We start from the raw sequence: 25,947 nt of genomic DNA on the forward strand, positions 1-25,947 counted from the left end.
ATGGAGACAAGATGAAAAAAATACGGATTCTGAGCTGCTACATTGGTCTTATCCTTGGCTTTACCAGCACTCTAGTATTAGCTGATAACTACCCCTCAAAACCCATTAAGGCTATCGTTCCATTTGCACCCGGTAGTGCTACCGATCAAATTGGACGAGCATTTGCAGCCAAAATGGCCGAGTCTCTCGGTCAAGCTGTTGTCATCGAAAATCGCCCTGGCGCAAACGGCATGATTGGGGCAGACGTAGTGGCCAAATCTCCTGCCGATGGATATACCCTTTTATTTGGCACGAATAGCACTAATGCAGCGCTAAAAAGTTTGGTCAAAAATTTACCGTATAACCAAGACACTGCATTTACGCCAATTGGTTACTTTGGTTCAGTTCCACTCATCGTCGCAGTCAATAATGATCTTCCGGTGAAATCTCTCAATGGCTTTGTCTCCTTAGCAAAAGCGGATCCTGGAAAAATGACTTTTGCTTATGCCAGTACATCACAACGGGTTTCATCAGAAATGTTAGCCAATGCTGCTGGCATCAAAATGACTGGCGTCTCTTATAAGGGTGGCCCCAATGCCATGACCGATTTAATTGGCGGTCAAGTCAATATGTTTACTGCTGACTTTGCAGTAACCTTGCCTCAAGTGCAAGCAGGAAAAATTCGTGGTCTAGCAGTGACCTCACTCAAGCGCTCGCCTGCTATTCCAGAGTTACCTACCGTGAACGAAGCATTAGGAATCAAGAACTATGAATTGATTGCTTTCTTTGCAGCCTTTGGTCCTGCCGGCATGCCCAAAGATGCGGTGATGAAGCTCAATAAGGCTATCAATGATGCTGCTAAATCTAAAGATTTAACTGAACGATTTGCTTCGATAGGTTTTGAATCTCAACCTGGAACACCTGAGGCACTCGGTCAAAAAATCAAGTTTGAAACTGCCAAATGGGCGCAAGCTATTAAAGCAGCTGGCATGGAAGCAGAGTAATTTACTGCTGACTACGATACGGTGAGTCTTGAAAACCGTTTGATCTATAAGTGAGGACTAAGGTATCGCGATAGCCATAGTCTGCCAGTGGCTGAATTGGCGTGGATTCATGGATCATGCGCTCATCATTCATGAGGAGCAATGACCAGGGTTGCGTCAAAGTAAAGCGTAAACCAGCAGAGCCTTTAGCATCGAATATCCTGGTCTCACCACCTTTGATACCAACCCGATCTAGTAAAAATACAGCGACAAAATCTACGCCATCACGGTGCGCCCCCTCTGGCGTTGGGCGACCAATTCCATCAGTGGTATCAATCCGAAATTGATGGGCTTCCACAAACCAAGTAGTGACAGGCTTTATGCTACTGAATACATTTGCCAAGCCAAGTAGTACAGCCTGCCATGCTGAATCATCAAGGACGTTTGACTGAATAGGTTCAAACCAACGCTCAAGGCCGCCATGTAATGCGTTGTAGTCAAGCGACTGCCAATGCGCACGATGAGGCACTAAAGTCAGTGCATTATTTTTAATCTCGTAACTGGCGTGACGACGAAAACGATAACGACCGCCATCCTTGAGATAAGGGTCACGTGGTAAGCCTTCCCAATACTGAGTGAGATTCTGTAAATTAACTAAAGAGGCTTTACTAAGCTCTGCAACTGTTTCAGCAGATACTACTGCAAAACCATCATCCTGCAGAGCCTGCGGGATGTCTTTAGCTGGAGTTAATGCAGGAGATAAATGGGCTGAAGTCATCGTTTCATTTTAGGGCAATCAGCCACCAGAGATTAATCCAGCTGCGCACCTGATGCCTTCACGATTTTTGCCCATTTAGCCAACTCCTCCTTGAGCAGGCTACTGAGCTTTGCTGGTGGTACGGGACTTAAATCCAAACCTTGCGCAATCAACTTCTCGCGCACATCTGGCTTAGCCATCATCTTATCCATTGCCACCTGAATCTTCTTCACCGCGTCTGCTGGCGCACCAATCGGTGCAAATAAAGCGACCCACACTTCGCCTACGCAATCAGGATAGGTTTCTGCAATGGTTGGAATTTCTGGGGCAGCACTAGAACGTTTGGCTGAACTAATTGCAATAGCTTGCAGCTTGCCCGCCTTAATGTAATTTAAGGCAGATGGCAGACTAGCAAATGCCAGTGGCACCTGACCTCCCAAGACGTCATTAATTGCCGGTGCTACACCTTTATAAGGAATGTGCTGCATATCTACACCTGCACTGGTATTGAGCATCGCGCCCAAGAGATGGCTGATAGTTCCATTGCCAGCAGATGCATATGAAAGTTCACCGGGTTTCTTCTTAGCAGCAGAAATCACATCAGCGAGTGTTTTGTAAGGAGCGCCAGGTGGTGACACTAAAACGTAAGGCGTAGCCCCAATATAGTAGAGAGGAACAAAATCATTGATTGGATCAAAGCCAGGATTTTTATAGAGGGCAGGATTAATCGCTTGTGCACTATTAATCGTGAGCAACAAGGTATAACCGTCTTTTGCTCCACGCGCCACACTTTGCGTACCAATATTACCGCCAGCACCAGGTCTATTTTCAACGACTACTGAAGAGCCAATAGCATCTCCAAAGGCCGGTGCAATTAAGCGAGCAACAATATCATTCGTACCGCCAGCCGCCTGTGGCACAACCAATGAGATTGGCTTATTAGGGTAAGGCTGGGCAATCACCAATGAAGATAGTAAGAGCCCGATGAGTAGGCCTGCTAAAGCAGTGTATTTTTTATACATATTGTCTCCGTTAAGCATATAGCTGTTTTAAGCGAGCTCTGACATCCCCAACATGTCCCTTGAGGTCATACAGCTCTTTTGAATCCATCATAGATACTTTGATGTTACCCACCCGCCTTTCAATAGCCTCAAGATCTTTCATATTTTTATCTTTGAGATCTGGGTTAAAGGCGTTTTTCTCAAGCTCTCGTAGCTCTGCGTAGACTTGCGCGAGCTTCAGTCGTAGTAAAAAGTTTTTAGCTGACGGAATGTAAGTAAATAAGGGAATAAAAATCACCAGTAGCGGAATCACAATCTTGACGAAGCGCCCGACCCATACTGCTGTCCAAAATGGGAGATGGCGGTGCAAGAAAGATGGTCCATCTTTTAAGTAAATTTCGGCATCTACATGGAGTGGAAAGTCCATGCCAATACTAGAAGGAAACTCTCCTGGCTTTTGTATACGTGAATAAGACTTCAAAATATCGTAAGAGGCACTGAGCAATAGGGAGATCATTGCGGGACTCACATTGTCATGCGCTACTAAAGTGGCTGTCGGAGCTATCACCTGAATCTCCTGGCGAGGGAGATCGTATTCAATACTAAGCAGACCGCGTGGAACACTGACTTTAGATAAATAAATTAAGTTACGAGTGTATGCATCTGCCTGATCAAAGCTCATTAAACGAATGCCTGGGATTTTGTAGAACTTTTCTAAAATCGGGGCTTCAGCAGCAGCCACAATAAATGCTGCGTCTAGTTCCCCACTATTGAGTTTTGCTAAGGCCTCATCCGACTTTAATTTTTGCGCAGAAAATTCATTTTCAGAAATGCCGCTAATTTTTAAGAGGGCTGTACTAAGTGCCAGTGTTCCGCTACCCTCATTACCAATGGCAACACGCTTACCCTTTAACTGCCCCAAGACCTGCAGTCTTCCGCCATCATTTTTAAATCCTGGCTCCCGGTACCAAACCCAAACAGGTTCATAGAACATTCCTGCGACAGAAACTAAATTGGGATATTTACTAACATCTGCAACACCACCTTGAACCATCGCAAAGTTCACGCCAGACTTGAGGTCACTGAGTAAGGCTAAATTATCGATCGTTCCACCAGTAGTTTTGACTTCCAAATTCACACCGTCGGCTGCAAGCTCCTTCTTTAAGCGCTCACCAAACTGGTAATACAAACCCGTTGGAAAACCGGTAGCCATTTCAATTGCTTTGGGTGGCGGCGGCACCAGAATCCACAAGACAGCAAAAATAGAAAACAGCAACACGCAAAAGCCAATGGCAATTGCTACAGGATTGTAAATTTTTTGTTTTAGAGAATTCATAAGGCCTCTATGGTGTATTGCTTGCGGCTAACTGCCATGCTATCAATTTATTGGCGAACTTGATCGACTAATAGCTTAACTTGATTTGATCCGACTTTAACGGTTTGAACTGCAGAGATCAAATCTCCTGCCTCAGCCCTAGCCATACCCGTTTTAGAAATTCTCACTTCAATAGAAACTTCGGATAACTTTGAGATAGGCGCGCTTGGATTCATGGCCAAGACATCGGTTAAAGCAAAACTCATTGGAAATTCAGTCACAGGCGCTTTCAGAACGGCAACTGGCATCCGTTCGCCTAATGGGCGTGCGATTACCAGCACTATATCGCCAGGATTCACTTTAGATTTAAGGCCAGCAACGATCTCAATCTTCCCACTAACGCCCTTACTACTAACAACCGCAGTATTGGTGCCCACTAAACCACCTTTAGAGCGTGCCTCGCCAATAGAACTTTCAATCGCCCGCGCCTCTTCAGAGCCTGGCGGCAATTGTTGAGCCAGCTTTTCCCAAGTTTGCACTGCCACCTTGTAATTGCCACTAGCAAAGGAGGCTGTTCCCGAAAGCCAAAGTGCTAATAAATTCTTGGGGTCGAGTTTTAAGGCCTGATTGATCAGTTGCAATGGCTTTCCTGAGAAGTTGCCGTTTGCATTGGCTACTAAGGTATCTGCATACTCTGCCAGAAGCTCTGGATCATTATTGATAAAGCTGCCTGCGCGACCATATGCCTTTGCAGCATCCTCATTGCGCCCCAAGATTCGATAGGAACGCCCTAACATTGCCCAACCCTGCAGATTATCTGGATCTTTTTCCATCTTGAGGGCAAAATCAGCAACCATTTTTTCAACGCCAACCTGGCTCATGGGTTTTTGATCGCCCTGTTGAGCAATACGAACAACATCGCCCAAGGAAAAATACAAGCCAGAAGATAGCAGCACAATAAAGGCGCAAACACCGATGACTACTTTTTTAGTAGAGCCCATGACTGCCTTGTCATCTTCTTCATTGGTATCTTGAAAAAGACGTTGGCGCATTTCTGCATGGCTCATCTCGTACTCTTGCGCATTAATCGTTCCAGCAGCTTGCTCAGCCGCTAATTTATCAAGCTCTTCACGATAAATCGCAGCATTCATCTGGCGGCGAGAGGTGCCCTCATTTTTTCCTGAGAAGATAAATGGTCGCAGCAATAAAAACAATACCAGCGCAAGCAATAAAAAGGCAGGGATGAAGAAACTAGCCATGGATTCCATCCCGATCATTTTTGCCAAGTGTATTTAGTAAGGCATCGATTTTTTGATTGTCTGCTTCAGATAGCACCTTAGTCGCAGCCATCGTATTTCGACGACGCAAGTAAGACATTAAGAAGGCGATGCCAATGGCTAAGATCACAAATGGTCCAATCCACAGCAGCCAAGTAATGGGCTTTACCGGTGGGCGATATAAAACAAAATCGCCATAGCGCTCAACCATAAAAGCACGAATTTGCTCATCGCTCTTACCCTCTTTAATGAGGGTGCGGATTTCTCTGCGAAGATCATTTGCCAAATCCGAACGGGAGCCAGCTAAAGATTCATTTTGACAAACCAGACAACGCATTTCTTCAGAGATACTAATAAGACGTTGTTCCGTTACCGGATCATCAGCCAATGGAGCGGCATTATTTGCATAAGCGGCATGCAAATACAACGCTGACGCGAGCACTAAAAAAATAGATTTCATGATTTTTTTAGCTCGGCCAATAAAGGGTAAATCTTGTTGTTCAAAATAAGCGGGGTTAGCGGGCCAATATGCTTGAAGCGAATTACGCCCGCTTGATCAATCACGTAAGTTTCAGGAACACCATACACACCATAATCAATGCCCACTCGGCCGTTGGCATCGAATGCAGAAAGCATATAGGGATTGCCCTGTCTTTCTAACATCACTAGAGCGTCTTCACGTTTATCTTTGTAATCAAGACCAATCAAGGGTGCCTGTCCAGACTTTGCTAGTTCAACCAAGACAGGATGTTCTTCTCTACAGGCTACACACCAAGAAGCCCAAACATTCAAGATCCAAACTTGACCCTTCATGCTTGCTGGTGAAAATGTTTTATTCGCTTGCGCTAACTGAGCAATGTCAAAAGCGGGCGCAGGCTTATTAATCAAAGGGGAAGGAACTTCATGCGGATCACGATTAAGACCAATAGCCAAAAAGATCACGAGCACAACAAACAGCAATAAAGGTATTAAAAATTTAGCCTTCATGGTGTCGCTCTTTTTAAGCTCATTCGATAGCGCTTATCGGAGATGGCGAGAATGCCGCCTAAGGCCATGAACAAACAACCACCCCAGATCCAATCTACGAACGGCTTGTAATAGACCCGCACAGCCCAAGCTTGATCGTCTATAGCCTCGCCCAAGGAAACATAAATATCTCTGGTTAAACCCACATCAATAGCAGCCTCGGTCATCGGCATCGTAGAGGAAAAATAGCTCCGCTTTTCTGGATAGAGGGTTGCTTCAGTGCTACCGTTCTTAGTTAATAAGAATGTGCCACGCATGGCTTGATAATTCGGGCCGGGCGCCTTATTAACACCAACGAGCTGAATCTGATAACCGCCCACACTGACAGTATCGCCAGCCAACATGCGCACATCTTTTTCTTCCTGATAGGCGCCAACCATCGTGACCCCAATCACAAAGATCGCGATACCCAAGTGAGCAACTTGCATTCCGATAAATGAACGGGTTGGTTTACCCAGCTTTGCTTGTCGAGCGATTTGCATGCACCCAGAAGCAATCACCCAAAAAGCCAACAAGAAACCAAGCCCAGCGAGCCAAGTAAATTCACCCATCATCAAAGGAATACCTAAACCAGCTAGAACTGCAACCAAGCCAGCGAGCCATAAACGCTTGATCACTGTCAGAAGATCAGTATTTTTCCAATGGGTCCACGGGCCAATACCCATGAGCACTAATAGTGGAATCATGATCGGCACAAATACGCTATTGAAATAAGGAGGGCCTACTGAAATCTTTCCTAAGTGGAGAGCATCAATTAATAAAGGATAGAGAGTGCCCAACAATACTGATCCTGCTGAAACCACCAAGAACACATTGCCTAATAAAATAAAGGTTTCTCGAGAACTCAAACTAAATTTGCCGCCCAAGGTATTTTTAGGAGCGCGCCACGCATACAAAGCCAATGAAGAGCCGACGACAAGTGATAAGAAAATCAAAATAAAGATACCGCGCCTTGGATCAGTCGCAAATGCGTGAACTGAAGTCAATACGCCTGAGCGCACCAAGAATGTCCCCAACAAGGAGAGTGAGAAAGCAGTAATCGCAAGCAGTACTGTCCAACTCTTAAAGCCACCGCGCTTTTCAGTTACCGCCAAAGAATGCAATAAAGCAGTGCCAACCAGCCATGGAATAAATGAAGCATTTTCCACAGGATCCCAGAACCACCAACCGCCCCAACCTAATTCGTAATAAGCCCACCAGGAACCCAATGCAATACCAAGCGTCAGAAATACCCATGCAGCAGTTGTCCAAGGGCGTGACCACCGTGCCCATGCGGCATCTAATCTACCGGACAGCAAAGAGGCTATGGCAAAGGCAAACGCTACCGAGAAACCAACATAACCCATATACAACATCGGTGGATGAAACACCAAGCCCGGATCTTGTAATAAAGGATTGAGCGAGCGACCGTCTTGAGCTGCAGGCAATAAGCGCTCAAATGGATTAGAGGTAGTTAATACGAACAATAACAATCCACTGGTTACTAAACCCAATACGCCAATCACTCTAGCAACCATGAACTCGTCTAAGGCTTTAGAGAGTTGAGCTACTAAAATGGTCCAGGTACTTAATAAGAAGATCCAGAGCAATAAAGAGCCTTCATGACCACCCCATACCGCACCTAAGCGGTAGATGACCGGCATTTGCGAATTGGAATGCTCAGCAACATACAGTACTGAAAAGTCATTCGCATAAAAGCTCCATGCCAAAATGACGAAGGCAGTTGCCAAGAGCATGAAGACTGTTTGGGCAGCAGGTCTAGCGAGAACTAAGAATTCTCGGCGACCATAATGAGCGCCTACAAGCGGCAAGACCCCTTGAATGAGGGCGATACATAAAGCCAAAATGAGCGCGTAATGCCCAAACTCAGGAATCATTTATTGCTTCCATTTTTTTGCGCTTGCTCTAGGGCATGCTTTGCTTCGGGAGGCATATAGTTTTCATCATGCTTTGCTAGCACTTCACTAGCAACAAATTCACCATTGGGATTAAGACGACCTTGGATAACTGCGCCCTTACCCTCTTTAAATAAATCTGGCAGGATTCCGGTATAGGACACGGGAATATCTTTCACAAGATCAGTAATCACAAAGTGAACTGTCAAGCCATCGCGCTTTACAGAGCCATCCTTAACCATGCCACCAATGCGAAAGGCTTGGCCTTGTGGCGCCTTACCAGCAGCCACTTCGCTTGGGGTGACATAAAGTGCAATATTGCTATTGAGCGCATTCAAAATCAACATTGCAGCGATGCCAATGACCACTAAGGCAGCAACAATCATGAGTGCACGTTTATATCTAGGCTTCACTGACTACTTTCTTGATCAAACTGTTCTGCTAAACGCTCTTGCTGAAGTCTGCGAATAATTGCTTTTTTGCGAACCCGAATACTCATAGGCTCCCACAATAAAACCGCTGCACAAACACCAAAACTACTCCATACATAGAGTGCGTAGCCACCCATTGCAAAAAACTCTGCTGGACTATTCCACATTAGCTTTTCACCTCTTCTAATTGTCTCACCCAATCCGTATGGGCTTCACGCTCCAGGATAATGGTGCGGACGCGCATCAAGCCTACTGCAATGGAGTACATCCAGAAGCACAGAGTCATTAATAACATTCCTAGCAACATGGTCTGTGCCATGGCTGGGGCCTTAGTCAAAGATACTGAGGCGCCTTGATGGAGGGTATTCCACCACTTCACTGAAAAATAAATAATGGGCACATTGACCACACCGACCAAAGCCAAAATCGCGCCCGCTTTATCTGCTCTGCGCGGATTATCGATTGAAGCCTGTAAGGCAATGAAACCTAAATAGAGGAATAACAAAATCAGCTCTGAAGTGAGGCGGGCATCCCATACCCACCAAGCACCCCACATGGGCTTACCCCAGAATGCACCTGTCCATAAGGATAGAAAAGCCATCCAAGCACCAATGGGTGCTAGCGCTTGTGCCATCATGGCTGATAGGCGAGTATTAAAAATCAGCCCTAAACCTGCCCATGCTGCCATCACTACGTAGATGAACATCGACATCCAAGAAACTGGCACATGAACAAAGATAATTCGATAGCCCTGGTCTTGAACAGCATCCACTGGTGCCACAAAGAAACTGACCCAAAGACCGGCTACCCCAAAGATAGCAGTCAAAACCCAAAAGAGTGGAATCAGCTTTCCCGCTAATGGATAAAAGGTACTGGGGCTTGATAACTTAAACCAGTTCATCAGGCGGTTATTAGAAAAATTATTTGTATCAGTCATTCAATCGCAATCTTTACAGCGGTAGCACTAACCCAAGGGACAAATGCTAAAGCCAAAATCAATAAAGCGCCCAACAAGGAAAAATGTCCAGAAGTCTCTAGTCCCACACTACTGGCATATACTGCCCCAGCGCCAAAAATCAGCACGGGAATATAGAGGGGCAGGATCAATAAGCTCATCAATACGCTCCCACCCCGGACGCCCAGAGTTAAGGCTGCGCCAATAGAGCCCAATAGCGAAAGTACCGGGGTGCCCAGTAACAAAGTTCCCATTAATACATAAAGGGAGCTTGGATCAAGATCAAACTGAATCCCAATCACTGGCGCCAAAATGACCAATGGCAAGCCACAAACAAGCCAGTGCGCAATGATTTTCCCAGCAATCAATAAAACCATCGGCTGCGGTGAGAGAACGATTTGCTCTAAAGCCCCATCAGCGTAATCGGCCGCAAACATCCGATGCAAGCCCAGTAAGGTGGCCAACAAAGCAGCAACCCAGATTACGCCTGGAGCGATTTTGCGAAGGAGCGCGGCATCCGCACCAATGCCTAAAGGAAATAAACTTGTCACCACGACAAAGAAAAATAATGCCGTTAGCACCTCACTCTTGCGACGCATTACCAAGAGCAAATCTCGTTGAATCATGGCAAATAAGGCGCTCATAAATCCAGCACCTTCACATGAGGGAGGTTTATAGTCTGGTGGCTCGTCAGTACTAGCAAGCCACTAGCAGCAAGATGCTCGGCAATCAGGTTCTCTAGTTCAGTAACTGCATTGCTATCTAAGGCATTAAATGGCTCATCCAAAATCCATAGACGCGCTTGACGCGTCAACATCCGCGCCATGATGACTCTGCGCTTTTGTCCTGCTGATAAATAATGCACTGGTAAATTTTCACGGCCACGCAAACCAAAACGCCACAAAGCAGCCAATGCCTGATCAAGAGAAAGCTTGACATCATCGAGTGCTGCATACATTTGCAAATTTTCGAGAGCGCTTAACTCTTCTTTGAGCGCATCACGATGACCTAAAAATAATAATTCGCGATGATAGTGAGCTGGCTCAGAAAAGATGGATTGTGCATTCCACAATACTTCACCAGACTCAGGCTTAGATAAGCCAGTCAAGAGACGCAATAGACTCGTTTTACCAACCCCGTTTTCACCACGAACATGCAGGCAGTCACCAGCAGCAAGCTGAAAACTCAGACCAGAAAATAAGCTTCTGTCGCCACGCACACAGGCCAAAGCGCGTGCTTCAAGCGCTTGACTAGATTGACTGGAAGTTGGGGAAAGATGGGCTGTCATGAGTGTTTTGGCATGAATCAAACCGCCAAACGCATTGTCCAAGAGCACCTACAGGCTGTCAAACGTACAGAAAGGGATTTTTGAGAATAATCTCTTTTAATTCAATTGCTTACAAGATTATAAGCGGAGTTTAACGGCAAGTCTCTAAATGCCTAAAACACTATTCTGGCTTGATACCCGCGCTTTTAATAATTTTCCCCCAGCGGGCTGACTCTTTCTTTTGGAAGGCCCCAAATGCTTCAGGTGTCATAGCGTAATACTTGGCACCCTCAGACTCCAACTTTTTTTGCACCGCTGGCTGCTGCATAATTTTGCTCACATCATCATGCAGTTTTTTGACGATAGCGGGTGGCGTTCCTACTGGCGCAAATAGACCAATCCAATTTTTAACATCAAAACCGGGAAGGGTTTCGCTAATGCTCGGTAAATCGGGCATCGATGGATCTCTAGTGGCACCAGTCACTGCCAAGCCCCGCAACTTATCACTCTTCACATATGGAAGAATGGTGGGCATGGTTGCAAACATGACTTGAGTTTGCCCACCGATTAAATCGGTAATCGCCAAGGCATTTCCTTTGTACGGAATATGCGTCATGTCCACCTTAGCAGTCATTACAAAAAGCTCTCCTGCTAAATGACTAGCAGTTCCAATACCCCCTGAACCATAAGATACTTTTCCTGGGTTCGCTTTTAAATAGGCAATCAGCTCACTCACATTTTTCACTGGAAGACTTGGGTTAACAGCCAATAAACCTTCAGCATCAAGAACAAAAACTACCGGAACAAAATCTTTCAGCGGGTCGTACGGCATATTTTTTACGAGGTAAGGATTAACTGCATGCGTACCGATACTTCCCATAATTAAGGTGTAGCCATCAGCTGGAGACTTCGCAACAAAGTCAGCGCCAATATTGCCACCGCCACCCGTCTTGTTTTCAACAATTGCTGGTTGACCATAAGACTCGCTTAATGCTTGTGCAATGATGCGTGAGAAACCATCAGCGATTCCGCCAGTAGCAAACGGTGAAATAATTTTAATTTGACGATTGGGGTAATTTGCTCCTTGCGCACAAGCAAGTTGAGCACTCAAAAACGTTAATCCCAGAACACAGACTAGTGCAATTTTTTTCACGTTCAATTTCTTAAGAAGATTTATTCAGGGGTGCGGGTGCCAAACCCTGTACTCGATATTTCTGAATCAAATTAGCGACCAAACTCGTACTAATAAATTCCTCTACACAGGCAGTTAAAAACTGAACCGCCTCATGATTGGCATTCTGGGTTGCAATCGCTTGTTGGATTCCAGTAAATTGGCCATCGAGAACCCGTGATCCAGGAATTTTCTGAGCGGCAGTTATGAGGCCTGTTTTCAAGCCTGCTAATGCATCGAGCTTTTCATTCACAAATAAATCATTGCTTGCTTGAATGCTGTCAGCATGAACCAAGGTGGCATGTTGCAGATTACGCTGCAGCCAAAGATCGTAGGCGCTCTTAAAAAAAGAGGCGATGCGGATCCCTGGCCGGTCTACTTGTGACACATTATGAATAGGCGAATTGTCCAATACCAGATAGGTTGCCTCCAACTCAACGTAGGCAGGCGTGAAGGTCACTTTTTTAGCGCGCGCAGGATCTGAGCCCAACAATACAATTCCACACTTTCCACTGGCAGCAGATTCAACCACCTCATCCTGAGTTTCATGGCCAATGAGTTTGAGCTCAACATCTAAGCGGTTGGCAATCTCACGACAGATATCAGGGGCGATGCCAGCAGGCTCACCCGACGGTGAGCGCCCAGTCACTAGCAAAAAGTTTCCAAGATAGACTGCAGCCGAGAGAACGCCGTGAGGAGCAAGCTGGCTCCTCACTTTAGGTGAGATGAAATTCAAGAAAATCCTATCTGCTATGAATACGATTTAAAACTGGACTGTTTCACCTTCTGTCATCGGAACAATCTTGATATTGCTTCCCTTCATCGCCGCCTGGAATTCAGCAAGCGTTCCTTTTGTCATCGGATTGGAGTTGTAGTGCATTGGAATCACCATCTTAGGTTTGATCCAAGTTTTTAATGCATAAGCCGCATCGTCTGGCGCCATAGTGAAGTTGCCACCAATCGGAATCAACACTAAATCTGGTTTGTAGTGTTCGCTGATGAACTTCATATCGCCAAATAAACCGGTATCGCCCATATGCCAAATCTTGAAACCATTTTCAAGTTCAATGATGTAGCCCATTGCTTCGCCTGCAGGATGTGATTCCATCTTTTCAGTAGCCGGATTTTTCCAAACCAGTAAAGAAGAGTGCTCAGCCTGAACTGCAGTTACCTTTACACCTGGCAATGGAGTTACACGACCAGTTTTATTAAAACGCCAGCCGAGATCAGCAGGCAAGATCCCCAATGTAATTAATGGTGTCACCATATCAGCAGGGCCGTACAACTTAGTGTTATTTGCTTTAGCTACTGCAGGTGCATCACCAATATGGTCTACGTGCGCATGAGTTACCAATACCAAATCAATTGGGCCAATTGAAGCCAAATCATTTTTGTACTGTGGGGGAGTTTTTGGTCCGCCAGTAATCCAAGGATCAATCAAAATCATCTTTCCCTGAGGAGACTTAATCCGAAAACCGGCCTGACCGAACCATAAAAGCTCTGTCTTACCTTGTGCACCTGCGCTTGTAGCAGTTTGAGCCAAAGCAAGGCTGCTGCCAGCCAAAAATATTGACAGCAATAAAGCATTTGCAATCGTTTTCTTAAATGAAGCGCTTCCCATGGTTTTGTCTCCTAAGATCTTTTATGTGAATAAGAAAACTATATCCGAAATCGGGTATCAGGGCTGAGCAAGCCTCTTATACGGCACTGCACCAATTCTTAGGGCCAAATGCTTTGTATTTTTGTGACAAGCGTGCTTTGATACAAATGAAAAGCCCCGTAAGAACGGGGCTTGTGCTAATCAACTTCTACTTCTAACTAAGGAATCATCACAATGGCGCCAGATACTTTTCTGCCTTCAGCGGCACGATGTGCATCAGCCGCCTGCTCCAGTGGGAACTTTGCACCGATCTGCACTTTGACATAACCCTTAGCAATGGCATCGAATACCGCTTTAGCGTTCTCTTGCAACAACGCATGTGTCGCGTTATGAGGAAATACTGATGGTCTTGTTAAGAATAGACAACCTTTTTTATTAAGAATCTCTGGCTGAATTTCAGGGGCAGGACCGGAAGCGGCACCAAAGAGTGCAAGCGTACCAAAAGGGGCTACGCAATCTAAAGAACCTAAGAAGGTATCTTTAGCCACAGAGTCATAAACCACATTGGCTTTTTTGCCACCGGTCGCCTTCAATACTTCCTCCACCCAATTGGCATTGGAGTAATCGACAACAGCATCACATCCCGCTGCCTTAGCTGCAGCAACTTTTGCTTGAGAACCAACTGTGCCGACCACAAAAGCACCCAAACCTTTTGCCCAGCCAGCCAAAATTTGGCCAACACCACCAGCAGCAGCATGTACCAATACGATATCACCGGCTTTCACTTTGTAAGTCTTTTGCACAAGGTATTGGGCAGTCATGGCTTTAAAGAAGACTGCAGCAGCAACTTCATCTGAAACATTGTCGGGCACTGGGACTAATTTATCAGCAGCAACATTGCGTGCACTAGCGTATGCACCAATACCTGCATTCATATACATGACACGGTCGCCTACTTTTAAACCAGTGACACCCTCACCCAAAGACTCAACTACACCAACAGCCTCATGACCAAGACCCGTAGGTAATTCAAGCGGGTAAAAACCAGAGCGCTGATAAATGTCGATGAAATTAAATCCAATCGCTGTCTGACGAATCTGCACTTCGCCCTTTGCTGGTGGAGGTAATTCTTTATCAATCACTTGAATGACATCTGCGCCACCCAGTTTATCCAAACTCACTACTCTTGCTTTTGTCACATGTCACCTATTTGTATTTGTTATGAGAAAAAATATCATACAACAAGGGCGTTTTCTTCTATCACTGCCCAAGTACTGTCTCCCAACTTCTTCACTGCCATGGCATATGTCCAACCATCCGGAATGCCACAGCTCCACTCTTTAGGTCCATTCTGTATCAAAACGTTCGTTGAATTTCTGCTGTCGTAATACAGGTGGTAAATTTTTCCATGAATGGGATTGAAGCTAAATTTTGCACTGTGCACCATCTCTGTTGCATCGAGCCTTGCCTGCAAGGCCCTCGCCTGCTTCATCAACACCTCAGCCTGCTCCATGATGCGCTCGTACTCTTGCTTGGCATTTTGACGTGCCACATTTACTGCTTTATCTTTTTCTTCGACTACTTTGATAGGGGCGAAAACAGGGGCGCCAACCTCCATTGGGTATTCGATACCCGCGTGTCTTGCTGGGTCGGTGTCTTCGATTCTCATTGCTTGCCCGTGAAATCTGGTTTTACTGCAAAATTGGTTTTAGTCAGCGATATTGACCGAGAAAGTGTGACACAAAAAGGGAAATTTTGCCGAGAGGTAAAGCAAGCTATTGAATACAGCAGCTACAAACACTAATAAGGAAAGAATTAATGAGTAATGATGTCGCCCTTAACGTTTTAGGGCAGCCCTTGGTTCCCTGTTCTTTTGATCCTCTAACCGGATTCTTGAGGGATGGATGTTGCAAAACCAATTTGGAGGATGTGGGTAGTCATCTAGTCTGCGCAATTGTGAATGATGACTTTTTGCAATTTAGCCTCAGCCGTGGCAACGATCTCATTACACCCATGCCTGCATATCGCTTTCCTGGTCTTGTTGCAGGAGACCAATGGTGTCTATGCATCAACCGCTGGCTCGAAGCAGTAGAGGCTCGTTGCGCACCTTTAATTAAATTAGAGAGCACCAACATCAAAGCCTTAGAAAAAGTATCCCTAGATTTTCTAGAGCAATATTCCAGCGATATTTAGAGACTTCCTAGAAAGCGTCTTTGAAAGCTTATTACTCAGACCATTTTGTATTACCACTGCCATCGGGACATCGCTTTCCAATGGAGAAGTATTCCCGCTTGCGGGATTTAGTCGGCTCGCTTGCTAAGCTGGAGTTACTTGAAGCACCTGCCGCAAGCGATACCCAACTTCTCTATGCACATGACCCGAGCTATCTTCTGAAAGTCATCGAGGGCAAACTGAGTCCTGAAGAGCAAAGAGAGATTGGCTTTCCTTGGAGCGAAAAAATGGTGGAACGCTCACGACGTTCTGCAGGGGCCACTATCGCTGCAGCTAAGACTGCTATAGGTGAAGGCATATCTGGAAATCTTGCTGGAGGCACACACCATGCCTACCGTAATCTTGGCAGCGGGTTTTGCGTATTTAATGACTCCGCAGTTACCGCTCGCACACTCCAAAAAGAAATCAGCCCGCACCTCAAGATCGCTATTATTGATTTAGATGTTCATCAGGGTAATGGCACCGCATCTATTCTTCATCACGATGCCTCTATCTTTACTCTCTCGATACATGGTGAAAATAATTTTCCCTTTAAAAAGGAGAGTAGTGATCTTGATCTGGGTCTTGCCGATGGATGCGATGATCAAACCTATCTTCAATCCCTCAATCAATGCCTCGACAAATTAGACTCTCGCTTTAAAGCAGACTTTGTTATTTACCTTGCAGGAGCTGATCCTCATGAAGGGGATCGCTTGGGCAGACTCAAGCTCAGCAAAACAGGTATGCGTCTCAGAGATGAAACGATCTTTCAATACGCCCTAGATAAACAAATACCCCTGGCATTCTCGATGGCCGGTGGTTATGGCAAGGAAATCGACTCTACTGTCGAGATTCATTTTCAAACCATCCAAACCGCCCTTCACTTCCAACAGCAATACTAGCGTCAGGGCTGTTTTAAACACCGCTTCTAAGACTTCTTCTTGGAAGCACCTTGAGCAGTCGTCAAACTAGTCATACTCTCGACGCTTTTTTCAAAATGACTAAATGAATCTGCCATAGCAGCACGGACTAATTCGAAGTTTTGGAGAGCGTTATTAAACGAGGTTTTAAATACCGAAACATACGCTTCACTACCAGCGGGTGCATTGTTGGTAGCATCATTCACAAAATGAATGAGGTCCATCTTGGAATCCTGAATCATCACTTCCGCAATATCTGCCATTTCTTTATTACCACTTCTCAATACATCGAGTAGCTGTTGGTGATAATGGGCCACTTCTTTTGCAGCATCTTGCAATACTTCAGCATGAACAAAGTCAAAAGCTGTTTTAGGATCCTGAGCTTTCATTAACTCAGCAACCCGTTTCTGAATAAGCTCTGCAAACTCTTCAGTAGCCTTTTGATTGATTTGTGCAATCGCTTGCGCACTCTCCATGGCTACGCGACCGACAACCCTACTTGCATCAATAGCCTTTTGTGGACTTTTGCTCATAACAACCCCTTTCAGTGAGAGAGACGCGATGGATATTTATACCAATCTACTCTCGTTTTAGGGCCTTGCTATAGAGAAATACCAGTAGATCCCAGCATAGGCTTTCGTGCTTATTTTGCTGCGGGGACCTTACTCGTCAGGCTCTTGAGCGTAGCGGCGTCATTCAACTGCTGATCCACTAGATATAAGGTGCCGCCATAGTTAGCCTGCAAGTCATAGCCGGAGAGACCGACTGTATAAAAGGTGATATCTGGGTTGAAAGAGCGAATCGTTCCACCAGAGCCTGCTGAAAAATTAGCATCCACATCGATACCGCCTTTTTGCCCGTCAATCGATGTTAATAAAAATTGGTCAATTGCTGCAGTCGTTTTAAAAACCACAATTTGATATTGATCTTGATAGCCTGCACCCAATCCTTCACCTGTTTTTAAAGCCTGCATAAATACTGGCTCTTTGCGACGTTTGTCATACAAGACGCCCTCACCCCGCGCCACTACGATCAAGACAACATTCACATTGGTTGTGCTAAAGACGGCATAGCCCGGTGCCTTTTCAATATCTTCTTTTACTTTAGGGTTTTGTTTGATCAAAGCATCCAGACCCGTTTTAGCCATCTGGAGCGTTGCCTGTCGTTTCTGAAGAATTTCAGCTTGAGTCAGCGGCTTGCCATCCTTACCGGTCGATTGGCAGCCTGTTAGCAACAATATGCCACAGGCAATTGCTGAAATAAACCGGATGAAAGCTGTAAGTTGAATGGACATGTCGAGAAAGATCTTTCAAAAGGCGTTGAAATAGGCATTTAGGTGCTCAGGATGCCATTATCTGCGCATTGCATTATGGCGATATTTTATTATCAATAAAATCGATTATTTCTATCTAAATTATTCATTATACAAATATACAGATAGCCCCTAGAATGGACTCCGTTGTCAAAACATTAGCAGTTTGATTAACCCAATTTATTCAACAAGAGGAGCACTATGTCTATTATCAACACCACCGTAGCACCATTTAAAACCGAAGCTTTCCACAACGGTAAGTTTGTCACTATTACTGATGAATCTCTCAAAGGTAAGTGGTCAGTTTTGATTTTCATGCCAGCAGCATTCACATTCAACTGCCCAACAGAAATTGAAGATGCGGCTAATAACTATGCTGAATTCCAAAAATTAGGCGCTGAAGTGTATATCGTTACAACAGATACTCATTTCTCACACAAAGTTTGGCACGAAACTTCTCCCGCAGTTGGTAAAGCCAAGTTCCCCTTGGTTGGTGACCCAACTCACACATTGACCAATGCATTTGGCGTACACATTCCTGAAGCAGGCTTGGCATTGCGCGGCACATTCGTTATCAACCCAGAAGGCGTGATCAAGACTGCTGAAATTCATTCCAATGAAATCGCACGTGATGTCTCTGAAACATTGCGCAAGCTCAAAGCTGCTCAATACACAGCAGCGCACCCAGGCGAAGTTTGCCCAGCGAAATGGAAAGAAGGCGCAGCGACTTTGACTCCATCTTTGGACCTCGTAGGCAAGATCTAAATAGATCTCACTCTATAACCAATCAGACTCTCTCCGGAGAGTCTATTGGAGAGGATCAGATCCTGCCCAATAGACTCACTGAAATTGAAATAAAGGATGCACCATGTTAGATGACAATATCAAAACCCAATTAAAAGCATACTTCGAAAAAATCGTTGCTCCAATTACGCTCACAGCCAGCTTAGATGAAAGCCCTGCGGCCGTCCAGATGCTAGAACTTTTAAATGAAGTGGCTGAGCAATCAGACAAAATTAATGTCAAGACGGATGGTAAAGCGGCAAACGTTCCTAGCTTTACTGTCAGTAAGACTGGTGAAGATGCACGCATTACTTTTGCGGGCATCCCAATGGGCCATGAAATGACCTCGTTTATCTTAGCAATTTTGCAAGCCAGTGGCTATCCACCTAAGGTCGAAGAGGACATCATTGCGCGTGTACGCAAGCTAGATGGAAAGTTCCGCTTCCAGACTTTTATTTCTTTGTCATGCCATAACTGCCCTGACGTGGTTCAGGCCTTGAACTTAATGTCAGCCCTCAATCCTCATGTTGAGCATGAAATGATTGATGGCGCTATCTATCAGAATTTGGTAGATCAATACCAAATCATGGCTGTCCCCACTGTCATCCTCAATGGCGAAGTATTTGGTCAAGGGCGTATGGGCGTAGAAGAGATTATTGCCAAACTCGATACTGGCAGTGCCGAAGAGGATGCAGCCAAACTCAATGCTAAGGATAACTTTGATGTGCTAGTCATCGGTGGCGGCCCAGCTGGTGCTGCTGCTGCAATCTATGCGGCGCGTAAGGGCATCCGCACTGGCATTCTTGCCGAACGATTTGGTGGTCAAGTCATGGATACCTTGGGTATTGAGAACTTTATCTCTGTATCTCATACCGAGGGACCAAAGCTCGTGCAAGCATTAGAGCAGCACGTGAAAGACTATGAAGTGGATATCATGAACTTACAACGTGCTAGCGCTTTGCGTAAGACAGGCGATGGCATTGAAGTAGAGATCGCTAATGGCGCGGTATTGAAAAGCAAATCTGTCATCATCAGCACCGGTGCACGTTGGAGAGAAATGAATGTTCCAGGCGAACAAGAATATCGCAACAAAGGTGTCGCCTACTGCCCACATTGTGATGGCCCTCTATTTAAAGGCAAACGTGTAGCAGTGATTGGCGGTGGCAACTCGGGTGTTGAAGCCGCGATTGACTTAGCTGGTGTTGTAAGTCACGTTACCCTGATTGAGTTTGATAACCAATTGCGGGCTGATGCCGTGTTGCAAAAGAAATTATTTAGCCTGCCTAACGTCTCCGTCATTAAAAGTGCTTTGACAAAAGAAGTGTTGGGTGATGGCAGCAAGGTGAATGGCCTGCGTTATCAGGATCGCATTAGCAATGCTGAGCAAACTCTTGCGCTGGAAGGCATCTTTGTTCAAATCGGCTTGTTGCCAAATAGTGAATGGCTCAAAGGCACAGTCGATCTTTCGCCTCGTGGTGAGATCATCGTGGATGCAAGAGGAGAAACATCAGTACCTGGCGTATTTGCTGCGGGAGATTGCACTACCGTTCCTTATAAGCAAATCATTATCGCCATGGGTGAAGGTGCCAAAGCGTCACTGGGAGCCTTTGACTATCTGATTCGGCACTCCGTTAGTGAAGAGGTACCCAGCAAAATTGCTGCTTAGGTAAATGTAAAGTTCTGAGTCGGCCCGAGCTCAGCAAATAAAAACCCCAGAGCAATTTCTGGGGTTTTGTCTTTCCGGGTGATGAAAAACTTAATTTAGCTTACGAGGCATTCCAAAACGGGGTGCATCTTTATATACAGGAGTTGTGCTCACTGGGCCCATACCCATGATTTGGATCTCTGTAGCTCCCTTCATAGCACCATCAAAATGCACTACACCTGCAGGATGAAACATCATACTGCCTGCTGGCAAGCCAACCGTAGTCGCTGGATCCCAACTAGCATCAGTACCTGCATACCAAGTTCCCTTGATGACTGTAACAAAACGATCTTCAGAATGAGAATGGGGTGAACTCATAATGCCCTCAGGAAAGATATTACGAACAACATACATTCCAGGCTTACTAGGATCACCGAATAACACTGCAGTCTTCACGCCTGCAGGCAAATCGCCCCACATCACTTGATCGGGTTTGACAATCACAAAATTCTTAGCAGCGGCTTGTGCGGAGACATGCAGAGATGCAAAGCTCAGAACCGCCATAGCGAAGATTTGTATTGCTAAAGAAAGTCTTTTCATCTATATCTCCAAAATAATTTTTATGTGATGTGAATTACGAGGATTAATCTAGCATGGGCTTATACAGAAGGCTCTAAGGGATTACGCCTAACGTTTATAAAAACTCAGTGTGACTTCGCCTAGATTGATACCAAACTTGCTCATTTGGGCTTTATTAATCATGACTTTTGGTGTTACGAGATACATCCAGTCATCAAACTGAACATGGTAAATGGTGCCATCAACTGGCAAAGCTAAGGTGTATGCCCAGTTGAGAGCATTCCCAGCAGATGAGCCATTGGCCTCACCTACTACGTCATCTGCCTTACCAGTATATTTTCCAGGAGCAACTTCGGTTAGCTTCCAAATGCGTTTCTGCTTTGTGCCATCAGAGTATTCAAAGCTTTCATCTAGAGTACCTACTTTCTTACCATCGACGACCTGCCAGTTCGCTTGAATCAAGACCGTAAAACGTTTGACCACTACTCCGCTGCGATCGGTGAAGATGCCGTAGGCATCAATCGTGCCTGAGAAATACTCACTCAAATCCAATACGGGCTTTTCATTAGCGTATTGAGATACTTTTGGGCCAGCGCAACCCAGCAAGAAGCTGGCACAAAGGATAGCTACACTGAATTTGCTAAAGAATGATTTCATTATGGACAAGCCTCTTGGAAAAGGGGTGGTGGGCAATTCTGCCCAAGTAGTTGCTCACGTAGTTTAGGGGCACTCGTTTTAGGATCTAACCAAATACCAAAAAAAGCTTTAGAAAAATCCGCTCCCGGAATCTGCGCAAGGGGTTTTCCTTCGAAATAAAAAGTAGTTCCCTGGTTGGGTGCGTAAATTGCAGTGAGATTTTGACCTGACTCCACGTTTGGCATAAATGTGGCTAATTGTTTCTCCCAAGCCTGTGCCTGTGTATCTGGTACACCAAGCTTTTTCATCTCATCTGCTGAGCTCTTAGCGATTGCCACACCAGTGAATGATTTTTGATACCGCAAGTCCAGTGCAAATGCTGAAGCATTAGTACTTGCACCTCGATAAAAATTGGCATCATAAATATGAAAGCCCCACCAAGTTAATTTGCCGCTGCCCTGAAGTTTGGCAGGATTCAAGGCTTCATTGATATAGGTCAACTCTCGGGCATTACTATTGGCGCTGAATAAAAAGGCAAGAGCACACAGTTGGATGAATAGGGTTTGGACTTTCATAAGGCGCCTGATACATTCTTACTTTTAGATGTGGCATTGACTAGTCGCAATGCACCTGGACCTAATATTCGTGAAATCGCATGGCGATGCTTAGCAAAAAATTGATAACCTAGGCGCAAGGGTGGCTGCACGATCTTTCTGGAAAACAACCAGGCCAGAAAAGGAAGATTAGCTCTGCGATATGCCTCTGGAAAAACAACCGCACCACTGATTAATGAGCCATCAGCATATTGACCATACATAGCAGCTAGCGCTTGTTCGCATGACACACCAAGGGCTGATGGGTCATAGCGATCTGAATTGATGTCGACAAAGCCAAGTAAACCAGCTTGGTTACGCCCATTAAGAAACAATATCTCCGCCTGACACAAAGGGCACGCGCCATCATAAAACAGAGTGAGTTTTTGTAAATCATGGGCCATGAAGCAAGTGTAAGACTTATTGACTAAACTAGCTTGCAGCACAGTCGTCATTAAAGCCCCTTTGAAAATACTCCCTAATCCCTTTCGCGCTCTGGTCATTGGCTCATCTGGCATGATTGGGTCAGCTTTTGTAGAGCTCCTCAAAAATAACCCCTCATGCTCAGGGGTTGTGGGTATTCACCGTCATTCAGAGCATCCGCTTGATTATCAAAATCCGGCTTCTATCGAAGCTTCCGCTAATGCGCTTGCAGCAGTAGAACCCTTTCAACTGATCATCAATACCATTGGTGTATTGCACAGCAAAGACTGGATGCCGGAGAAAAAAATAGATGACCTCAATGCCGAACAATTCATTGAGCTCTTCAAAATCAATACGATTGGTCCCGCCTTAAGCATTCGATATTTCTCCAAACTATTGGATCCAAAAAATTCTATTCTGATTACCTTATCTGCCAAGGTTGGTAGCATTGAAGATAACCGTCTCGGTGGCTGGTATAGCTATCGAGCCTCTAAAGCAGCCTTGAATATGCTGATTAAAACGGCGTCCATTGAGCTTGCTCGCACCAAACCCAATGCTGCACTCATTGCTATGCATCCAGGCACTGTCAATTCCAGCCTTTCAAAGCCTTTTCGGGGCGAGCAAATTGGCAGACCAGCAGCAGATGCGGTGTCCGATATGTTTCAAGTGATGCAAAATCTTGAGAAAGAGGATTCTGGCAGTTTTATTTCTTATTCAGGTGAAAAGCTGCCTTGGTAAAAGTCAAAGGTGATCAGGCTCGACAACATCTGACTACTACGCCTGAGTACTGCACCTGACTACTACACCTGACTTTTAGCTCCCTTTTTTCTACAGGCATCAGAGCAGTATTTCACTGACTCCCAATTTTTTGCCCATGACTTTCTCCAGGTCATTTCCTTTTTGCAAACAACACAGATCTTGCTTGGCAAATAGCTCTTATTTCCTTTAAAGGAAGTGCTCATAACAAACCCTAGAGATCATTCAAGTGATTTAACAACTGCTTTGCGTGCTTTGTAATCGAGCTCTGATCTTCATCGCTGATTCTTTTCAGATTTGCTGTCATTAAACGCGTTCGTGGGCTTGCCTCAAACTGAGTGCGATGCTTGATTAAGAAATTCCAGTACAGGGTCGTGACTGGGCAAGCATTATCTCCAAAGCGAACATCTGGCTTGTATTGACAGGAGCCGCAGTAATTGCTCATGCGTTTGATGTAGGCTCCACTAGCAATATAAGGCTTACTCGTAAAGCGTCCACCGTTAGCAAACAAGGCCATGCCAGCGGTGTTCGGTAACTCTACCCATTCAATAGCATCAACATAAATTGCCAAATACCAGTCACAGACTTGTGAGGGCAGGATCTCAGCCAACAGAGCAAAGTTGCCGGTCACCATCAGGCGCTGAATATGATGCGCATATCCATACCTCAAGGTCTGACCAATGGCATCTTTCATACAAGCCATATTGGTTTGGCCGGACCAATACCACTTAGGCAAAGACCTCTGATGCTGGTAATAATTATCCTGAGCCATCTTTGGCATATCCAAGTAATACATCCCTCGAACAAATTCTCGCCACCCCAAAATTTGACGAATAAAGCCCTCGACCGTAGATAAATCTAGGGAGTACTTTTTCCAAGCATTAATAACAGCAGAAATGACCTCGCGGGGATTAAGGAGCTTGAGATTCAGGGAGCTCGAGAGCATAGAATGCCAACCATATGGCGTATCAGTCCACATAGCATCCTGGAAGACACCAAAGTTTCGCAAACGGTAATCTACAAAATAATTCAGCGCTTCTAGAGCTTGCTCTCGAGTTACCGGCCAACGAAATGCCTCTAGTGAGCCAGGATGCTTTGGGTAGGTTTTCTTGACGAATGCAATCACCTCTTGAGTGATGGTGTCTGGCTCAAACAGAATGGGTTCCTCAATGATGCCGGGCCCTTTTTTGGGATAGGGCTTACGATTGTCTTGATCAAAGTTCCATTGACCGCCTTCTGGATTACCATCAGCATCCACCAGAATTTGATGGGTCTTCCGCATCAAGCGATAAAAGTACTCGAGCCTCAATTCTTTTTTACCAGCTGCCCAATCTGTAAATTCTTGATGGGAGCAGAAGAAATGCTCATCCTCACGCATCTCCAATTGCAATCCAAGCTTATTGGCTAATGCTTCAATCTCCTGCTTTAGGCGCCATTCGCCTGGCTCGACGCAAATGAGATGGGTAATTTTCTCTTGCTGTATTCTCTCTTTTAATGCATCAACAATAGATAAAGGGGTGCTTCTGATGTAGCTGATTGGGTAATGCAAGCTTTTCAAAGTCTGGGCAAAGTGCCGCATAGCCGATAGAAATAAAGCAATTTTGGCCTGATGCGACCAAACATATTGAGCCTCATGCATAGACTCCACCATAAATACCTCATCGGTTTCATGATGAAAGTTGTGAAGTGCTGCACTCTTTAAATCCAGCTGATCCCCCAGAATCAAGACCAGCCTTTTAGGGGATGTCATTTATTTTTATATTGGGTTGGGCAATAAGCACGATCGACTAGCTTACTTCGCAGAGCGACATGTTTCGTAGATCGACCTGTCACGCGCTTACGCCATAGCTCAAATGAACCTCTCTTGAGCTCGTGTCGCATTAATTGAATCACTTGAGATTCAGAGAGGCCAAATGACTGCTCAATCGCATCAAACGGAGTACGGTCCTCCCAAGCCATCTCAATGAGACGAGATATATCAGGAGCAGAGAGTGTTTTTGGAGAGAATCTTGCCACCGTGCAAGTTTAAGACTTATTTAATAAACTGGCATGACCCCACCAAACCCAAATACTCATGCTTGGAAAAATTCGTCAGAAACTCATTTCTTTGGAGCCCAAGCCACTCCAAAAGGTACTGGAAACTGTCTGCCCTATTTGTGACCGCCCTATCCCGGAATCACAAAAAGATGCTCATCATCTAGTACCCAAATCGAAGGGCGGTAAGACCACGGAATATCTGCATCGCATTTGTCATCGGCAGATTCATGCTTTATTTACTGAAACTGAGCTAGCCATACAATTCAATACTGCTAGTAATCTACAAGAGCATCCTGAAATGCAGCGATTTATTCGTTGGGTCAAATCCAAGCCCAACCACTTTTATGAGAAAACTCGCAAAAGCGCGCGTATTAAAACCTCATAAGAAAGGCTTC

33 protein-coding genes are annotated in these 25,947 nt (G+C 45.3%); 7 read left to right on the forward strand and 26 right to left on the reverse strand.

Annotated elements, in window-relative coordinates:
• Positions 1-11: 11 nt before the first annotated feature.
• Positions 12-983: a tripartite tricarboxylate transporter substrate binding protein gene (locus tag C2756_RS08540; RefSeq protein WP_215318617.1), complete on the forward strand. Its 972-nt coding sequence runs from the start codon at positions 12-14 to the stop codon at positions 981-983.
• Position 984: 1 nt separating this feature from the next.
• On the opposite strand, the gene C2756_RS08545 is transcribed toward C2756_RS08540, so the two are convergent.
• The 17 genes from C2756_RS08545 to C2756_RS08625 all read right to left on the reverse strand — a co-directional run bounded on the left by C2756_RS08545 (position 985) and on the right by C2756_RS08625 (position 15,326).
• Positions 985-1,740 (reverse strand): 2OG-Fe dioxygenase family protein, encoded by a 756-nt coding sequence (locus C2756_RS08545; protein WP_215318619.1) that lies wholly within the window; start codon positions 1,738-1,740, stop codon positions 985-987.
• Positions 1,741-1,772: 32 nt separating this feature from the next.
• Positions 1,773-2,741 carry a tripartite tricarboxylate transporter substrate binding protein gene (locus C2756_RS08550; RefSeq protein ID WP_215318621.1) on the reverse strand — a complete coding sequence of 323 codons (969 nt, stop codon included), beginning with the start codon at positions 2,739-2,741 and terminating at the stop codon, positions 1,773-1,775.
• A 10-nt stretch (positions 2,742-2,751) separates the two neighbouring features.
• On the reverse strand, positions 2,752-4,056 hold the full coding sequence (locus tag C2756_RS08555; protein WP_215318622.1) for a TAXI family TRAP transporter solute-binding subunit: 1,305 nt from the start codon (positions 4,054-4,056) through the stop codon (positions 2,752-2,754).
• Positions 4,057-4,103: 47 nt separating this feature from the next.
• Positions 4,104-5,294: a c-type cytochrome biogenesis protein CcmI gene (gene ccmI / locus C2756_RS08560; protein ID WP_215318626.1), complete on the reverse strand. Its 1,191-nt coding sequence runs from the start codon at positions 5,292-5,294 to the stop codon at positions 4,104-4,106.
• Positions 5,287-5,772: a cytochrome c-type biogenesis protein gene (locus tag C2756_RS08565; protein WP_215318628.1), complete on the reverse strand. Its 486-nt coding sequence runs from the start codon at positions 5,770-5,772 to the stop codon at positions 5,287-5,289. The genes ccmI and C2756_RS08565 overlap by 8 nt, the downstream gene beginning before the upstream one ends.
• Complete coding sequence (locus C2756_RS08570; protein ID WP_215318630.1) at positions 5,769-6,299, reverse strand: DsbE family thiol:disulfide interchange protein; 531 nt, start codon at positions 6,297-6,299, stop codon at positions 5,769-5,771. Before C2756_RS08570 ends, C2756_RS08565 begins: the two co-directional genes overlap by 4 nt.
• Positions 6,296-8,215, reverse strand: a complete 1,920-nt coding sequence (locus C2756_RS08575) for a heme lyase CcmF/NrfE family subunit (RefSeq protein ID WP_215318632.1) — start codon at positions 8,213-8,215, stop codon at positions 6,296-6,298. Before C2756_RS08575 ends, C2756_RS08570 begins: the two co-directional genes overlap by 4 nt.
• On the reverse strand, positions 8,212-8,646 hold the full coding sequence (gene ccmE, locus C2756_RS08580) for a cytochrome c maturation protein CcmE (RefSeq protein ID WP_215318634.1): 435 nt from the start codon (positions 8,644-8,646) through the stop codon (positions 8,212-8,214). Before ccmE ends, C2756_RS08575 begins: the two co-directional genes overlap by 4 nt.
• A complete protein-coding gene (ccmD, locus tag C2756_RS08585) occupies positions 8,643-8,831 on the reverse strand; it encodes a heme exporter protein CcmD (RefSeq protein WP_215318637.1) in 189 nt (62 codons plus the stop codon). Before ccmD ends, ccmE begins: the two co-directional genes overlap by 4 nt.
• On the reverse strand, positions 8,831-9,601 hold the full coding sequence (ccmC, locus tag C2756_RS08590; RefSeq protein WP_215318639.1) for a heme ABC transporter permease CcmC: 771 nt from the start codon (positions 9,599-9,601) through the stop codon (positions 8,831-8,833). Before ccmC ends, ccmD begins: the two co-directional genes overlap by 1 nt.
• A complete protein-coding gene (ccmB, locus tag C2756_RS08595) occupies positions 9,598-10,263 on the reverse strand; it encodes a heme exporter protein CcmB (protein ID WP_215318641.1) in 666 nt (221 codons plus the stop codon). Before ccmB ends, ccmC begins: the two co-directional genes overlap by 4 nt.
• Positions 10,260-10,949 (reverse strand): cytochrome c biogenesis heme-transporting ATPase CcmA, encoded by a 690-nt coding sequence (ccmA, locus tag C2756_RS08600; protein WP_251372034.1) that lies wholly within the window; start codon positions 10,947-10,949, stop codon positions 10,260-10,262. The genes ccmB and ccmA overlap by 4 nt, the downstream gene beginning before the upstream one ends.
• Before the next feature lie 118 nt (positions 10,950-11,067).
• Positions 11,068-12,039, reverse strand: a complete 972-nt coding sequence (locus C2756_RS08605) for a tripartite tricarboxylate transporter substrate binding protein (RefSeq protein WP_251372035.1) — start codon at positions 12,037-12,039, stop codon at positions 11,068-11,070.
• 10 nt (positions 12,040-12,049) lie between these two features.
• Positions 12,050-12,793 (reverse strand): transporter substrate-binding domain-containing protein, encoded by a 744-nt coding sequence (locus C2756_RS08610; RefSeq protein ID WP_215318643.1) that lies wholly within the window; start codon positions 12,791-12,793, stop codon positions 12,050-12,052.
• Between the two features lie 27 nt (positions 12,794-12,820).
• Positions 12,821-13,678, reverse strand: a complete 858-nt coding sequence (locus C2756_RS08615) for a metal-dependent hydrolase (RefSeq protein WP_215318644.1) — start codon at positions 13,676-13,678, stop codon at positions 12,821-12,823.
• Positions 13,679-13,875: 197 nt separating this feature from the next.
• A complete protein-coding gene (locus tag C2756_RS08620; RefSeq protein WP_215318646.1) occupies positions 13,876-14,856 on the reverse strand; it encodes a quinone oxidoreductase in 981 nt (326 codons plus the stop codon).
• A gap of 35 nt (positions 14,857-14,891) precedes the next feature.
• The gene (locus C2756_RS08625) at positions 14,892-15,326 is read right to left on the reverse strand and encodes a DUF2452 domain-containing protein (protein WP_215318649.1); all 435 of its coding nucleotides are present in this window, start codon (positions 15,324-15,326) and stop codon (positions 14,892-14,894) included.
• Between the two features lie 149 nt (positions 15,327-15,475).
• Between C2756_RS08625 and C2756_RS08630 the strand changes: the two genes are divergently transcribed.
• Positions 15,476-15,850, forward strand: a complete 375-nt coding sequence (locus C2756_RS08630; protein WP_215318650.1) for a DUF2237 family protein — start codon at positions 15,476-15,478, stop codon at positions 15,848-15,850.
• 20 nt (positions 15,851-15,870) lie between these two features.
• Positions 15,871-16,770 (forward strand): histone deacetylase, encoded by a 900-nt coding sequence (locus C2756_RS08635; protein ID WP_215318652.1) that lies wholly within the window; start codon positions 15,871-15,873, stop codon positions 16,768-16,770.
• Positions 16,771-16,796: 26 nt separating this feature from the next.
• Here the strand turns inward: C2756_RS08635 and C2756_RS08640 are convergent, their stop codons facing one another.
• Positions 16,797-17,321, reverse strand: coding sequence for a phasin family protein (locus C2756_RS08640; protein ID WP_215318653.1), 525 nt, complete (start codon positions 17,319-17,321; stop codon positions 16,797-16,799).
• A gap of 110 nt (positions 17,322-17,431) precedes the next feature.
• Positions 17,432-18,082 (reverse strand): hypothetical protein, encoded by a 651-nt coding sequence (locus tag C2756_RS08645; RefSeq protein ID WP_215318655.1) that lies wholly within the window; start codon positions 18,080-18,082, stop codon positions 17,432-17,434.
• Between the two features lie 219 nt (positions 18,083-18,301).
• Here C2756_RS08645 and ahpC point away from each other — a divergent pair, with 219 nt between their 5' ends.
• A complete protein-coding gene (gene ahpC, locus C2756_RS08650; RefSeq protein WP_215295565.1) occupies positions 18,302-18,865 on the forward strand; it encodes an alkyl hydroperoxide reductase subunit C in 564 nt (187 codons plus the stop codon).
• A 103-nt stretch (positions 18,866-18,968) separates the two neighbouring features.
• The gene (ahpF, locus tag C2756_RS08655) at positions 18,969-20,549 is read left to right on the forward strand and encodes an alkyl hydroperoxide reductase subunit F (RefSeq protein ID WP_215318657.1); all 1,581 of its coding nucleotides are present in this window, start codon (positions 18,969-18,971) and stop codon (positions 20,547-20,549) included.
• A 90-nt stretch (positions 20,550-20,639) separates the two neighbouring features.
• Here ahpF and C2756_RS08660 read toward each other — a convergent pair whose 3' ends face one another.
• From C2756_RS08660 to C2756_RS08675, 4 genes are all read right to left on the reverse strand, one after another.
• Complete coding sequence (locus C2756_RS08660) at positions 20,640-21,128, reverse strand: cupin domain-containing protein (protein ID WP_215318659.1); 489 nt, start codon at positions 21,126-21,128, stop codon at positions 20,640-20,642.
• A gap of 87 nt (positions 21,129-21,215) precedes the next feature.
• Positions 21,216-21,764, reverse strand: a complete 549-nt coding sequence (locus tag C2756_RS08665; protein WP_215318661.1) for a DUF3833 domain-containing protein — start codon at positions 21,762-21,764, stop codon at positions 21,216-21,218.
• Positions 21,764-22,318, reverse strand: a complete 555-nt coding sequence (locus C2756_RS08670; protein ID WP_215318663.1) for a chalcone isomerase family protein — start codon at positions 22,316-22,318, stop codon at positions 21,764-21,766. Before C2756_RS08670 ends, C2756_RS08665 begins: the two co-directional genes overlap by 1 nt.
• A complete protein-coding gene (locus tag C2756_RS08675) occupies positions 22,315-22,740 on the reverse strand; it encodes a thiol-disulfide oxidoreductase DCC family protein (RefSeq protein WP_215318665.1) in 426 nt (141 codons plus the stop codon). Before C2756_RS08675 ends, C2756_RS08670 begins: the two co-directional genes overlap by 4 nt.
• Before the next feature lie 112 nt (positions 22,741-22,852).
• Between C2756_RS08675 and C2756_RS08680 the strand changes: the two genes are divergently transcribed.
• A complete protein-coding gene (locus C2756_RS08680) occupies positions 22,853-23,497 on the forward strand; it encodes an SDR family NAD(P)-dependent oxidoreductase (protein WP_371817101.1) in 645 nt (214 codons plus the stop codon).
• Between the two features lie 62 nt (positions 23,498-23,559).
• Here the strand turns inward: C2756_RS08680 and C2756_RS08685 are convergent, their stop codons facing one another.
• From C2756_RS08685 to C2756_RS08695, 3 genes are read right to left on the reverse strand one after another with little or no spacing between them, the layout of a single operon-like run.
• On the reverse strand, positions 23,560-23,721 hold the full coding sequence (locus C2756_RS08685) for a DUF2256 domain-containing protein (protein WP_215318667.1): 162 nt from the start codon (positions 23,719-23,721) through the stop codon (positions 23,560-23,562).
• Between the two features lie 8 nt (positions 23,722-23,729).
• Positions 23,730-25,265 (reverse strand): cryptochrome/photolyase family protein, encoded by a 1,536-nt coding sequence (locus tag C2756_RS08690; protein WP_215318669.1) that lies wholly within the window; start codon positions 25,263-25,265, stop codon positions 23,730-23,732.
• Entirely contained in the window at positions 25,262-25,531 is a 270-nt protein-coding gene (locus C2756_RS08695) for a TIGR03643 family protein (RefSeq protein WP_215318671.1), read from the reverse strand. The genes C2756_RS08690 and C2756_RS08695 overlap by 4 nt, the downstream gene beginning before the upstream one ends.
• A 58-nt stretch (positions 25,532-25,589) precedes the next feature.
• On the opposite strand from C2756_RS08695, the gene C2756_RS08700 reads away from it, so the two are divergent.
• Complete coding sequence (locus tag C2756_RS08700) at positions 25,590-25,937, forward strand: HNH endonuclease (protein ID WP_215318673.1); 348 nt, start codon at positions 25,590-25,592, stop codon at positions 25,935-25,937.
• Positions 25,938-25,947: the final 10 nt, after the last annotated feature.

This window comes from Polynucleobacter sp. UB-Siik-W21 (assembly GCF_018687415.1).
Taxonomy (GTDB): Bacteria; Pseudomonadota; Gammaproteobacteria; order Burkholderiales; family Burkholderiaceae; genus Polynucleobacter.